The sequence below is a fragment of the Microcoleus sp. N9_A2 genome, from assembly GCF_036701775.1.
Classification (GTDB): domain Bacteria; phylum Cyanobacteriota; class Cyanobacteriia; order Cyanobacteriales; family Microcoleaceae; genus Microcoleus.
Map to the genome: position 1 here is coordinate 37724 of NZ_JAUBRH010000035.1, position 14900 is coordinate 52623.

Sequence of the window (14900 nt, forward strand, 5' to 3'; positions counted from 1 at the left end):
AACTTCCAACTAAGTATTTATTCTCACTATGATAGCGGATCAATTTCCTTGGCTGACCGCAATTGTCATCCTACCCCTGCTAGCTTCCCTCGCCATCCCTTTTCTGCCGGATACAGACGGCAAAACCATTCGCTGGTATGCCCTAGGCGTAGGTATTGCAGATTTTGTATTAATGTGCTGGGTGTTTTGGACTCATTACGATCCAAGTATCTCTACTTTCCAAATCGTCGAGCAATATTCCTGGATACCTTCTTTAGGCCTCAACTGGTCTGTGTCGGTTGACGGACTGTCAGTTCCGTTGGTACTGTTGGCGGGATTGGTGACGACACTATCAATCTTTGCAGCCTGGGAAGTCGATCGCAAGCCACGACTCTTCTACTTCCTGATGCTGGTGATGTACTCCGCACAAATAGGAGTGTTCGTCGCCCAAGACATCATGCTGCTGTTCATTGTCTGGGAACTAGAACTAATTCCGGTGTACCTGCTAATCTCGATTTGGGGCGGACAAAACCGCCGCTACGCAGCTACCAAATTCTTGATTTACACTGCGGGCGCTTCCATCTTTATTTTGATAGCTGCCTTAGCAATGGCATTCTACGGCGGAGGCACCCCCACCTTCGACATGGTAGAACTAGGCTTGAAGGACTACCCACTGGGTTTAGAATTACTGCTTTATGCGGGATTGCTGATTGCCTTCGGTGTGAAACTGGCGATTTTCCCTTTCCACACTTGGCTACCTGATGCCCACGGCGAAGCATCTTCTCCCGTGTCGATGATTCTGGCCGGCGTATTGCTGAAAATGGGCGGATACGGATTGATTCGGCTGAATTTGGAACTTCTTCCCCAAGCACACGTTTACTTTGCACCGATTATGGCGGTGCTCGGCGTGGTCAATATTATCTACGGCGCGCTGAATTCCTTTGGCCAATCGAACATGAAGCGCCGCTTAGCGAATTCGTCGATTTCTCACATGGGATTCGTGTTGTTGGGTATTGCTTCCTTCACGGATTTGGGAATCAACGGGGCGCTGTTGCAAATGATTTCCCACGGTTTAATCGCCTCAGTATTGTTTTTCCTGGCTGGCGTTACTTACGATCGCACCCATACAATGATCATGGACGAGATGGGCGAGATTGGGAAAGTCATGCCGAAAGTGTTTGCCTTGTTTACCGCAGGGGCGATGGCATCTTTGGCACTCCCCGGAATGAGCGGTTTTGCTAGCGAACTGTCAGTGTTTGTGGGCGTCGCAACTAGCGATATGTACAGCGGTTCTTTCCGCGCCGTGACAGTGTTCCTGGCGGCAGTAGGACTGATTTTGACGCCGATTTATTTGCTCTCGATGCTGCGACAGTTATTTTACAACTGTGGCACCCTAGCTGCTTGCGACCTTGAGGATCTAAATCTGCAGAATCAGAGAAACAATCTGGATGAAGCGGTTTGTTTTGGTAATAGTTGCGTTTTGCCTGGTGATGCACCGTTTATTGATGCTAAACCTCGGGAAGTGGCGATCGCATTTTGCTTTTTGATACCGATTGTCGGCATTGGTTTTTATCCCAACATGGCGATGCAAGTCTACGATGCGAAGACTGTCGCAGTCAACGCAGAAGTCCGCCAATCTTACATCCAAATTGCTCAACAAAATCCTCGGATTTATGCGAATCAACTTTTGGTTCCCAAAATTGCCCAAGCTCAAAAATCGCCTGCTTTGGACAAAATTACAGGATCTGAATCTGCATCGGTTTTTGGCATTGTCAAATAATTTTATCGAACTCTGTTTGTGTTGAAAATTGGGCGATCGCTTTTGTCAAAGGGCGATCGCTTTTTTTTTATCGCTGAATTTCTGAAATAATCTGCGCCAGATTCTCCATAGCATATCCCACCTCAAGAATCGATTTATCCTCCAGATCAGAGGCAATTTTCTTCAAGATATTTAGCGGTTCTTCAGAGCCTGTCGTCTTCACAAACAACACTTGCAACCGATTTTTTACTAATGCTAAAATAGAGCTACTTGGTTCGCCTTTATCCCCTTTCCGTTTAGCAATGTTGATGCTCAATTTGTGAGTTTTCAACAGCCGCATTCTTTCTATTCCTTGGGTCTTAACCGTCTCCAAAACCTCCCCTCGAATCTGATCGACTAATCTGTCGGTCACATATTGCACGATCAAAGGCTGAAGCATAAAAACTGTTTCCCCGCCCTCACTAATTTTGTCAATCAGCGAGCGACGACCCAGAGAATCGAGATTTTTTAGCAAATCTGAAAGCGATGAATTGGCAAACATCTGCTCTCGCAAAGTCGTCAGGGAAATCGGGCTTTGAGCAATAGCAATCCAGTAGGCAATCTCTTGTTCTGAACTAGAGATTCGATCGAACTGCTGTGCCAGCAAATTGCTGATATGTTCTTCAATAAATAACGCCGTTGCTTCCAAAAGCTTTAAAATATTTCCCTCGAAAAACTCGTTAATTGTTGTCGCTACAATCTTTAATGCTAACAGATTGCCTCCGTACCGGGATAACAAGATTTCCAACTCTTGATTTTGAGGCGACAAACCTTTTTCTTGGAAGATTTCCCGCGCTATTTCCTCGGAAATAGCAGGTTTTAAAGACCGCACTTTTTCTCCCGCCAGCAAAGCCAGTTCCGTAGGTTCTTCCGAACTAACTAGCACTAAACAGCTATTGTGATTGACCTCACAGAGCCGCACAATTAAATCTCGATATCCTTCGTAGCCTTCGCGGTAGTGTCCCGCTAATTCTTCGGGTCTGAGAACCGCTTCAAAATCGTCTAAAATTACCAGACAGCGGTGTTTCCGCAGATACTCGACCAATCGCGAAATTTTGCTGTTGAGGTCGATGGGTACATCGGGTTTTTGTTGGTTAGAAAAAAGTTGAATTAAGCTCCCTAGGAAGTCGAATGGTGCGGGTGTCGATCGCAGCGATCGCCAAATCACAAAATCAAACTCATTCTGTACCTGTTTTGCCAACTGCACCGACAGAGTTGTTTTGCCGCTACCAGCCAAACCAAGCAGCGCTATTAGGCGACAATTATCTGATACAATCCACTGCTTTAAAGTAGTTAATTCTTCAGTCCGTCCGTAAAAAACCGAAACATCCGGTGCTTGACCCCAATCTTCCTGTCGGTGTCCGATGGCCATCTTTAATAGAGAGCCTTTACCTCCACTAAAATCGCTTGTTCCCTGATCGATGTGGTATGAAAACAGCAACTGATGCCTCAATTCCGAAAGCTTTCCAGGGCCGTTCCCCCCGATCTGAAACTTTTTGTAAACTTCGCCGAGTCTTTTGCGAACGGCGATGTCGCTAATGCCAAGCTTTGTGGCGATCGTCGCTGTAGATTGACCGTCGAGAGCCATAAACACAGTTTCTAACTCGGCATCTGTGACACCGCGCTGTTTGGCGATCGTTTGCACAAAGTTTTGAGGAATCGGAGTAGTCAAGGTAGGAATCTCGCCTATACTAAAAATCTACCTTATATTATATTGTGTGAGTTCTCGCGGGCGAGCAATTAAATCGAATTTGCAAACGTTCAGCTTGCTTTTTGCTGTTTGGGCAGTTTTAGATATTTATACCCAATTATTGATTGTGATACCAGTTTAAAAAAATGCAACTGTAGGCCCGTGCTCCAAACCAATACACAATCAGTCATTCCCAATTCTTCAATTCTTTAATTCTTTAATCTAAGATGGTATGAGAAACGGGGAGTTGATCACCATAAATTGTTGCTGTCTGCCTACCCGTAAAACCTATTGTAGAGTGGAGGCGCGGCGATTAATTTATAGCACCAAACCATAAAGCTCCAACCGCACCACAACCCACCACGAACCAAAAACCAGGTAAATTTACAATTTTTGAAAGCAGCGCTGTATCAGCCAAAAATTGTCGCACTAGCGCGGTATTCTTGGGCCGAAAGCAGCCGCCAACTCCCATCGCCCACAAGTTCCAAAACCTGCTGGTGATATTTCACTAAACTCAATCGGTGGCCGACACTCACAAACGTAGTTTTAGTGGCTTGCAACTGCTCGTATAAATGTTGCTCGTTCTTCAAATCCAAAGCACTTGTCGCCTCATCCAAAATAGCATATCGCGGTTCTGTCAATAACAATCTAGCAAAAGCTAAACGTTGCTGTTCTCCCAGCGACAAAATCTCACCCCAATCTAAATCCGCATCAAAACCGCCCAATCTGTCCGGCAAATCTGCTAAGTTTACTGATGCCAAAACGCGGCGCAATTTTTCCTCATCAACCTCGCTGCTGCTATTGGGATACAAAAGTTGCGATCGCAAATTACCCAAAATCATATAAGGACGCTGCGGCAAAAACAACATTTCCCCCAATTCCGGCCGCGCCAAACGGCCCGTTCCCGCGTCCCACAAACCCGCAATGGCCCGCAGCAAAGAACTCTTTCCAGCACCGCTTTGCCCGACAATTAATAGTCCTTCTCCTGGCGACACAGCTACCGACAAATCCCTAATCAAAGTCTTTTGATGTTTCGGAGTATCTAAAGTAACGTGTTCCAATGTCAACTGCGAACTTATAACTGTATCGATTGTTCTAATTTCGTCGTCGAATTTAACAGCATTTTTTTCATCTTTTAAAGACTCATTAAACGTAGCTAGACGATTAATCCCCGCTGCAAAAGCACTCAAGTCTTCAATATTATATACCACTAAAGAAAATGCCTCTAAAACCTGACGAAAAGCAAATTCAGCTTGAGTAATATCGCCGTATTTTATCTGGTCTGCAAAGTAGATAGAAGCCAGAAATAAAGAGGGTATAATATAAGTTGCATATTTATAGCTGAGTGTAAAATATTGCAGATTACGCTGCCACCCAATTAGAAAATTAAAGTTCCGAATTGCTGCTAAAAATCGGTGTTTCACCTGAACAGATTCCTGTGCTTCTCCACGATAAAAAGCAATTGATTCTGCATTGTCCCGAATGTGAACCAAGCCATAGCGAAAGTCAGCTTCTTTGCGGAGCTGATTGAAGTTCAAAACAATCAACTTTTTGCCAAAAATTACCATTATTGCCGTGCCAAAGACAGCATAAATGATTAGTCCGATCGAAAGACTTTTAGAAATAGACCACAGAATACCCGTAAAAAAAATAACATCAATAACTGCTCCCAACATCAGCAGCAAAAAATATAAACTCGTGCTAGTGAAAGATTTGATATCTTCAGCGAGTCGCTGGTCGGGATTGTCGATTTCGTTTTGAGAATTTATTTCGTAATAAGCGCGGTTTTGAAAATATCTATCCAGGAAACTATCAGTCATCCACTCTCGCCAATACAGCCCTAGTTTATCTTGGGTATAGCGATAAATCACCACTATCGGAGTAGCGATGATGAAAGCTCCAGCATAAACCCACATAAACCGCCAAAAAGTGGTCTGATCTTTTTCAGCAAGTGCTGTCGTAAAAAAGTTATTAATGTAGCTAATTACTACGTTAATTCCGCTAACTGACAGCGACAAAAATAGCAGCAGAGCTAACATTGTCCACTGCTTCCAGCGCGGTATCAACTTGCTTCCGAAAAAGACAAAAGCAGCCACCGGTAGGATTAGCATTAAACCAATGATTGCAATTGCGGGCGAATTAATAATTCCTTTCAACAAAGTAACTAAGCCCGCAGCAATACTATTTACAAATTCGGGAAATAAGACTTGAGTACCCAAACATACAGCGCTGACGAGCACAAACATCGCAGCGAAGAGAAATATCAACAACAGCGCTACTAATCCTAAAAAGATTCTGCCACCTCCAGGCTCTAAAGGATAAAAGTAAGGTTGAGCGATCGCAATAAATCTCTGCCACAACTGACGGTCAAATCGATTCATCTTTGCTGTTTACAAAACTACTTTGACTGTTCTAACATATCAAGTCTTGTAACCAACTGATGCAGAAATTTATTTGGGAGGTTCGCGAAAAAAATTGGTCTCACCCACAGACGGATACTTGTTTTCCGACTTAAGTGGTGGAGACCAAAAAAGTTTGGACGTTAGTTCAAGCTCTTAGATTCATCTGCGGAGTCAATTCTTTAATCTAAAATCTAAAATCTCAAATCGATGGGATCGGAAGAAGTCGCGCTTTCGCCGGCCAAGTCCGACTGCGACTGGCTGCTGTAAAATCGCTGGCTAATCCCCAAAATTACTTGTTTCATTAGCCAATACAAAACAGCAATTACTACAAAGGTTGCAGCCATTACTACAACCGGACGCTTACCAATCAAATCATTCATTACGGTGTTAACCAGCGCATCGGGATTAGTCAGAATATCCCAAGTGTTGAAGCGGATAAATCGCCCTAAATAAATCCCGATCGCCGAAAGTGCGTGTATAGTTATCTCCGTTGCCAGGATAAATCTACTCCAACCCTGTTGCTTCAAATAGTAACCCAAATTCATCACCGACAGGACGTAAGCCCCAAACCCGACCAGCATAAACACCAGATACTGCGGGATCAAAGCTAGAGTCACAATCCACACCGAGTTCCCCTCTTTAATCTGGCGGATCAGGTGAATGATATCAGTTAAAACGTAGGGCGCATTAGGCAAAAATGCGATAAACCAGAAAAAACCGCCCCACCAGCGGAGAGAGCGAACTCCGCGCTGCCGCAGTACCCAGATGTCTAAAGCCATCAAGGCCAGGGTAATCGCGATCGCCCCCAAAACGTAAGTTTTGCCCACATCTTGCACTATGTGCTTCAGATAGGCAAAAACAGGGCGCGTGCTGGACAAAAAAGTAGCGCCCAGGAGAAAGGCCGTACCCCACAGCAGCCAGCGCGATCGAGGTTTGCGGAACAGCCAAAAACTCAGGCCCAGCGGTACTAAAGCCAAAAACAAATTCCAAGACATCCACCGGACATTATGTCCCATTGCTTGCAGCGCTTCCAGGATTAATCCCATCATGTCAATTTTTATACAATTAAAGGTTTGATGCAGCACCGCTACCTTAGCAGCTTCAATCTATTTTAGTCGTTAACTTGTAGGGTGCGTCAGCTTATGACTCCACGCCCGCGCCTGAAAATCAATAACTGCTAATACTTGTAGGGTGCGTCAGCTTATGACTCCACGCCCGCGCCTGAAAATCTAAAATCGACTGACGCACTCTACCACTGTGGAGTGAATTCTAAAATCTAAAATCTAAAATCTAAAATCTAAAATCTAAAATCTAAAATCTAAAATCGAGTGACGCACCCTACTATTTATGCACTTTGTCGATCGGAATCTCAATCTTAAAAGTCGTTCCGCATCCTATGGACGAAATACAGTCAATCTTGCCCTTGTGCTTTTCCACCACAATCGAGTGCGCGATAGACATTCCCAACCCCGTACCTTTCCCCACAGCTTTCGTAGTAAAAAACGGGTTAAAAATGCGATCGACTATCCCCTCGGGAATGCCCGTACCGTTGTCCGAAATTTCTACCCTAACAGTGTTCTGGGGGGTTACACCAGTGGAAATAGCAATCCGTCCACTCTTTGTCTCTGATTGTGGAACCGATAACTGGTGATATCGTTCTTCAATAGCATCAATTCCATTAGCAATAATATTCATAAACACCTGATTCAGTTGGCTCGCATAGCACTCCACCAGTGGCACTTTGCCGAACTCCTTAATTACTTCAATTGCTGGGCGGCTGTCGTGACTCTTCAAGCGATGCTGCAAAATCAACAAAGTGCTATCAATTCCCGCGTGAATATCAACGGGCTTCATTGCCGATTCGTCCAGCCGCGAGAAATTCCTGAGCGACAACACAATTTGCCGGATGCGCTCGGTTCCCACCTGCATCGAACCCACAATTTTTATTAAATCCTCAGCCATGAAATCCAAATCAATCTCTTGAATGCGATCGACAATTTTTGGATTAGGTTCGGGATACTCATGTTCGTAAAGAGTCACCAGATCGATCAACTGTGTAGTATACTGCTTGAGATAATCAATGTTAGCGTGAATAAAGTTAACCGGATTATTAATTTCGTGGGCGATGCCTGCAACTAATTGCCCCAAAGAAGACATTTTTTCAGTTTGAATGAGCTGAGATTGAGTAGAGCGTAATTCCAGCAGCGCTGACTCTAACTCTCGGGATCTCGATCTTTCTCGCGCCTCGCTTTGTCGCAGATATTCATCTGCTTGTTTACGAGTCGTAATATCCTGGGAAAATCCAATTATTACCTTGGGCTGACCTTCAGAATTCCTGCTAAAAATACTATCCCTACTTTGCAGCCAAAAGCATTGATTGTCTGCGCCCTGCATCCGGTACTCAATTTCCAGAACTTTGCCATCCTCAATTCCTGCAAAGCTCGCGTGATGTTCCAGAACTTTTGACAAATCTTCGGGGTTCATTAACTGAGGAATCAGTGACGCACCCATCGCTTGAATTTCGTCAAAGCTATAGCCCAAAATCGTGCCAATAGAAGAATTAGCATAGACATTTCGCTGTTCTTCCAAGTCGTAGAGATACAAAATACCGGGAGTAGCATCGGCAATTTTTTGAACAAACTGCTGGCTGTGTTGCAAAGCTAATTCAGCTTGTTTGCGATCCGTCACATCAATGGTGATGCCGTCCCAAAGAATATCGCCGTTTTCTTTAGCTTCAGGACGCGAAATTACCTGAAACCAGCGAATTTTGCCTGAAGGCAGCACCAGCCGTCCTTCCCACTCCCAAGGTTGCAAACTTTGCGCTGAAATAGTAATAGATTCGTAATAATTTTGGCTGTCTTCAGGATGAACCAAATCTATTAGTAAAGCCGAATTTTGTATAACAGATTCGGGTTCTAATTCAAACATTTCTCGGGAAGCTGGACTCATGTAAGGGAAACTGACAGAGCCATCTGGACGCAGCAAACATTGATAAATCATTCCCGGCAAATTAGCCGACAGCTTTTGAAATTTTGCCTCGCTTGAACGCAGTGCTTCCTCTGCTTGTTTGCGCTCCGTAATGTCAGTAATTGAACCAACAATGCGGACTGCTTTTCCAGATGCGTCCCACAAAGCTTGTCCCCGACAGAGTATCCATTTGTAGGAGCTGTTGTAGCACCACAAGCGGTATTCGATGATATAATGGGGTGTTGTTCTGTCTAAATGGTCTTGGAAAGCTTGCATTACTAAGTCTAAATCGTCGGGATGCGTGCCTCTGTTCCATTCGTCAAAGTAATCGAGATTTGGCCTGTGTTCGTATCCGGTGATTTCCTTAAAGCGATCGGATAGGAATATTTCTCTCGTGTGCAAGTTCCAATCCCAAATACCGTCATTATTGCCTTTGAGCGCTAACTGCCAACGTTCTTCTGTTTGGAGCAATTGAGCTGTTCTTTGTTCGACTCTATTTTCTAGTTCTTGATTGAGCTGTTTGAGACTTTCTTCTGCTTGTTTGCGCTCGATCGCAATTCCTGCTAAATGCCTGACAGTTTCGATCGACTGCAGCTCAAAATTTTCGGGAGCGCGCGGTTGGGCGCAATACATGGCGAAAGTCCCTAAAACTTCGCCGACCGACGAAAAAATAGGACTAGACCAGCAAGATCTAAGTCCAAAAGTAAAGGCTAAATCTCGATAATTTTCCCACAAAGGATCGGTAGCAATATCTGTAACGATCACTGGTTCGCGGCGGTAAACAGCAGTGCCGCAGGAACCGACATCCGGGCCGATGGCTGCACCATTAACAGCAGCATTGTAACTTTCCGGCAAACTCGGCGCGGCTCCGTGCAGCAAATGTTGACCGTCTTTATCTAACAGCAAAACCGAACCCATAACATCTCTCGATTGCTGTTCGACAATTTCAATTAAGGTATTTAAAGTATCGCCCAGAGAAGCGCCCTGAGCAATCATTTCTAAAATTTGTTTTTGACCGCTCAACCAATTTTCAGATTGCTTGCGCTGCGTAATGTCGCGGGCTACCAAGAGAACCGTATTTTCTTTCATGGGGGAAATGTTAGCGAAAAACCACTTTTGTTCGCTGCCAATTGGCAGGTTATATTCTAAACTACTGATTTGATTCGTAGCGAGGGCGAGGCGAATTTGCTTCAGAAACATTTCTGCTATTTCTGGTTCAAATATATCGCGGGTTTTTTGTCCGACAAGTTCGGCCGGTGGCTTGTACAAAAGTTCGGGATTTGTGGGGGCAATTTTCAGGAAGCGTCCTTCAATATCGAGCACAAAAATTACGTCGCTCATGGCCGCAAACAAAGCTCGCAATTCTGATTCAGAAGCTTGCAGGGCGATTTCAGCTTTTTTGCGATCGCTAATATCTGTACCCACCGACAGGATCCCGATCGCTCGTCCTCGGTCATCAAGCAAAGGTTGGTTTCTCCAGGCTACCCAGACTTTTTCGCCATTGCGGCGGATGTTTTGATTTTCGTGTTTGAAATATTTGTCCGGTTCTGTCGCACAGTCTCGAATTATTACGGCTAAATGATTTTCCGACAAATCGGCCGAATCTACAATTGTGCCGATCACACTTTTGCCAATTATTTCTGCTTCTAAATACCCGAAAAAAGTTTCCGCAAACTCATTAAAAAAAGTAATCTTACCTTCGCTGTCTAACTGCACAATAATGCTGTTAGTATTCTCCACCAATTGCCGGTACTTAGCTTCGTTCGCGCGCAATTTCGCAGGCCCGTAGACCCAACTAAAGGCCACCGCCCCGCAGAAAACAGCCAGCAAGCAGCCACCAAACAGCAACCACCCCCGCAACGGCGAATTCTTTGGCCATCCTCCCGCCGGAATTGCTGCCAACTGCCAGGAACCGTTGGGCAAAGTGATTTCCAGAAGCATGGGACTTTTCTGAAAAATCGACTTGTCGCCGAAAAACACGTCGCCGGACTTTCCCCTCCCGTCTTTGCCGCGCACAGCGTATTGCAGCTTGGCTGACGAATCGTTGAGTCCTGCTTCGTCAAACAGGGAATCTTTGTTGAGAACCAGGTTTGCCAAGCCCCAGTAAACTCCTGTTTCGGGATCTGCGCCGGAGGGTGTGAGAAAAATGGGCGATCGGCTGATGAACCCCACGCCCCCTTCCAATAATTTCACTGGCCCGGCAAGCAAAGTTTTTCTGGTGTTGATGACATCTTCGATCATTTCTCGCTGTTCGGGTACTGCCGTCAAGTCAACCCCGATCGCCTTTTGATTTCTCTCCCGCGGATAAATGTAAGCGACCGTCGTGCCTTTAACTAAACTTACGCTGCGAATCCCCGTTTGCTGTGCCAGCAGAATTCTCGCCGTCGCTGTAAACTGGGCTTCGGTGATGTTTGGGTTGTTGGAAATGTCAGCCACCAAACCCCGGATCAAAAACAGCCGGGAATTCAAAGAGCTTTCCAGCTTAGAACGGACTGTGCTGAGCCGATCGATCGTGCTAGTGCGGCTGTACTGCAAAAATCGCTGTTGTTCCGATCGGTCTAAAATGCCAACTCCGACCAAAATTGCTACTGATGTAGCAATTGCTGCTAAATAAGGTGAAATTTGGAATTTTTTAATCTTAAAGTATTCCATTTGCCGGCACTTAAGCGATATTTTTAAGTCTTTAGATAGATTTATTTTAATTCTATTTTTCTAGGCAGATGCAAAATTTCCGGCATACCGGGCTTGGGGCAAGAGTGGAGGGGTAGGCACGGGGGCACTACCCCTACGAGACAAAACCCTGATTTTTTCTAGAATGAAACAGCCCAGACTCTCCCTCTCCCCGTTCGGACTCGCGCACCCGAAAGACGGGATTTATTGGTTAAAATAGGGTTAGCAATAATTTTTTTCAGCGCTGGGCGTAAATCTTCATAGGGGCAATTTGATGCAGGAACAGTTGATGGAAGCGATCGCACCTTATCGCGATCGAGTAGATTATCTAGAAGTTCGCCTCGAACAAAGCGAGTCAACAGCGATTAGTTTTCGCGGCCCTCAGTTAGATGCTGTCAACCGCAGTTTTAGTCTCGCTGGCGGCATCCGCGCTTGTCACAAAGGCGGCTGGAGTTTTGTAACTTTTAACGGTTTAGCTGAGTTAAAAGCTCGCATTGAAGAAGCTGTCGTGCAGTCTCGTTTAGTTGGCAGCGAAAAAACTGTACTAGCAGATGTCACGCCGATTCAAGATTATGTAGCGGTGGAATTGGGTCATGATCCGCGATCGATCACTCTAGCAGAAAAGCGCAAGTTGCTCGAATCTTACAACCAGTTGCTGTTAGATTACGACCCACGAATTCAGACAACAATGGCCGGTTACAGCGATCGATTTGGGATTACTTATTTTGTGAATTCTCAAGGCACTTCGATCGCTCAGGAGCGCTTGGACGTGACGGGGCGTTTCGGGGCGATCGCCCGCAATGAAGATGGTGTCGTCCGTCAAGGGTTTGAGTCGATTCACTCGCGATCGGACTACGGTGTCTTGACAAATATTGAAGATCGTGTTAAGAGTGCGGCTGTTCGAGCTGTAAGCCAACTAGACGCAAAACCGGTCAAAGGCGGTCAGTATCCGGTGATTTTAGACCCTTATTTGTCGGGGGTGTTTATTCACGAAGCTTTCGGTCATTTGTCGGAAGCTGACGGCATTTACGAAAACCCGAAAATGCAGGAATTGTTGACTTTGGGCAAGCCTGTGGCGATCGAACAATTGAACGTAATTGACGACGCAACTCTGCCGGGATTGCCGGGAACTCTCAAATACGACGACGAAGGCGTGCCCGCTCAGTGCAAGCATTTAATCAAAAATGGAGTTTTAGCAGCTCGGATGCACAATCGCGAGACTGCGGGCAAAATGGGCGAAGCTCCGACGGGAAATGCCAGGGCTCTGAGCGCTACTTTTATGCCGTTGGTGCGGATGACTAATACGGCGATCGAATCTGGCGCACATTCTTTTGATGAAATGGTGGGCGACATTGAGGAAGGAGTGTATGCAGTGCGGATGTTGGGAGGACAAACCAACGGCGAAATGTTTACCTTTGCAGCAGCAGAAGGCTTCATGATTCGCAACGGCAAATTGGCCGAACCGGTGAGCGATGTTACTTTAAGCGGCAATGTATTTCAGACTTTAAAGGATATTGAGTCGATCGGCAACGACTCAGTTTATGCCTACGGCGGCTGCGGCAAAGGTGGCCAAAGCGGTTTACCCGTCAGCGTCGGCGGCCCCCATTTGCGGATAAAAAATGTTGTAGTCGGAGGAAGATAATCATTAGTCATTAGTCATTAGTCATTAGTTATTAGTTCAATACTTACGCAACTGGTTAAGGTGAGGGCGTGATCACACCCTCACCTTAAGCGGTTTGGGGTACTTACAAGCTGACAAACCACTGACAATCTACTATTGAGGGCTTCAGCTAGGTCGTTCGGTGTTTGGGAGGCTTCATAAATTACAGAGAAATTCGGGAAGTGCGATCGCGATTATAGACTTTACCCTGATTTTGTGTTTAATTCCCCTTAAGTTTCCTTCATCTCTACCCGATTATTCTGCCTAATAGGAATCTCAATCACAAATTCTGCACCCCGCTCTGTTGGCTGTGATAAACACTTCAAATCTCCGCCGTGCTTATCCACCACAATCTGATAGCTAATAGATAATCCCAAACCAGTACCTTGACCCACAGGTTTAGTTGTAAAGAAAGGACTAAATAGATGGGTTCTTACCTCACTTGTTATCCCCAGCCCATTGTCTTTCACACTGATTATTACCCAATCCTGATTTAGGATAGCAGTACGAATCGTAATCGTACTAGGCTCGTTTTTAATTTGCTCCGGGCTGCGTTTTTTGTCATAGGAATTCAAGGCATCAATCGCATTGCTCAGCAAATTCATAAATACCTGATTCAACTGACCCACATAACATTCTATTTTCGGCAAATCTCCATATTCTTGAATAATTTGAATAGGTGGACAATCCGGCTTAGGCTTGAGCCGACTCTGCAAAATGACTATACTGCTGTCGATGCCCTCGTGAATATTAACGGGTTTCATCTCAGCTTCGTCAAGGCGGGAGAAGTTCCGCAACGTCAGCACAATCTGACGGATACGTTCAGCCCCTACTTTCATCGAAGATAGCATTTTAGGTAGATCTTCTCTGATAAATTCTAGCTCTATGTTGTCAATTAAAGCTTCGATTTCAGGGTGATTATGGGCATCATGCTGTTCGTAAAGGTTGATTAAATCCAATAGCTTCTGACTATACTCATTGACATAAGTTAAATTGCCATAAATAAAATTAACCGGATTATTAATTTCGTGGGCAACACCGGCAACTAACTGTCCTAAGCTAGACATTTTCTCAGTCTGAATAAGCTGAGATTGGGTGCGCTGTAACTTTTGCATTGCGGCTTCTAGTTGGAGAGCTTTTTCTCGCTCTCGCACTTCCGATTGCCGCAATTTCTCCTCTCTTTCTTGGCGGGAGCGCTCGTTTTCCTTTAACTGTTGCACGTGGAACAATGTTTTGTTAATTGTAATTTCTAAATCATTAAAATCTATAGGCTTAGTCAAAAAATCAAAGGCTCCGGCGTTCATCGCCTTTCTAATATTTCCCAAGTCGCCATAAGCCGATATAACTATTGTTTTGACTAGGGAAGCTATCTGATTAAGTTTCCCTAACAAAACGATACCATCCATAACTGGCATATTAATGTCAGTCAGCACAATGTCTATATCCGGTTGTTCTTGTAACTTTGCCAGCGCTTCTACGCCATTATACGCAAAAAACACCTGGTATTCTTCCGCACGGATCTTTTTTCTAAATTTCTGGGAAATTAGAGATTCTAAATCTGGCTCGTCATCCACAAATAATATTTTAGCTGGCATATTAGGCTCTTAGTTGCTAGTAGAAGGAAGAAGGAAGATGGGGAGAGGGAGACTGGGAGACTGGGAGACTGGGAGACTGGGTGCAACTAACAACTAGCAATTAGCAATTAGCAATTAGCAATTAGCAATTAGCAATTAT

At 45.0% G+C, this 14900-nt stretch carries 7 protein-coding genes; 2 read left to right on the forward strand and 5 right to left on the reverse strand.

The window, feature by feature from the left end; genetic code table 11:
* The first annotated feature begins 28 nt into the window (after positions 1 to 28).
* Positions 29 to 1759: an NAD(P)H-quinone oxidoreductase subunit 4 gene (locus QUA44_RS19335; RefSeq protein ID WP_333255662.1), complete on the forward strand. Its 1731-nt coding sequence runs from the start codon at positions 29 to 31 to the stop codon at positions 1757 to 1759.
* A gap of 67 nt (positions 1760 to 1826) precedes the next feature.
* On the opposite strand, the gene QUA44_RS19340 is transcribed toward QUA44_RS19335, so the two are convergent.
* From QUA44_RS19340 to QUA44_RS19355, 4 genes are all read right to left on the reverse strand, one after another.
* The gene (locus QUA44_RS19340) at positions 1827 to 3449 is read right to left on the reverse strand and encodes an NB-ARC domain-containing protein (protein WP_333255660.1); all 1623 of its coding nucleotides are present in this window, start codon (positions 3447 to 3449) and stop codon (positions 1827 to 1829) included.
* 428 nt (positions 3450 to 3877) lie between these two features.
* The gene (locus tag QUA44_RS19345) at positions 3878 to 5848 is read right to left on the reverse strand and encodes an ABC transporter ATP-binding protein/permease (protein WP_333255658.1); all 1971 of its coding nucleotides are present in this window, start codon (positions 5846 to 5848) and stop codon (positions 3878 to 3880) included.
* 212 nt (positions 5849 to 6060) lie between these two features.
* A complete protein-coding gene (locus QUA44_RS19350; protein WP_333255657.1) occupies positions 6061 to 6918 on the reverse strand; it encodes a DUF1361 domain-containing protein in 858 nt (285 codons plus the stop codon).
* 292 nt (positions 6919 to 7210) lie between these two features.
* A complete protein-coding gene (locus tag QUA44_RS19355) occupies positions 7211 to 11488 on the reverse strand; it encodes a PAS domain S-box protein (RefSeq protein WP_333255656.1) in 4278 nt (1425 codons plus the stop codon).
* 292 nt (positions 11489 to 11780) lie between these two features.
* Here QUA44_RS19355 and QUA44_RS19360 point away from each other — a divergent pair, with 292 nt between their 5' ends.
* The gene (locus tag QUA44_RS19360; protein WP_333255654.1) at positions 11781 to 13148 is read left to right on the forward strand and encodes a TldD/PmbA family protein; all 1368 of its coding nucleotides are present in this window, start codon (positions 11781 to 11783) and stop codon (positions 13146 to 13148) included.
* A gap of 248 nt (positions 13149 to 13396) precedes the next feature.
* Here the strand turns inward: QUA44_RS19360 and QUA44_RS19365 are convergent, their stop codons facing one another.
* Positions 13397 to 14761, reverse strand: coding sequence for a response regulator (locus QUA44_RS19365; RefSeq protein WP_333255653.1), 1365 nt, complete (start codon positions 14759 to 14761; stop codon positions 13397 to 13399).
* Between the last annotated feature and the right edge of the window lie 139 nt (positions 14762 to 14900).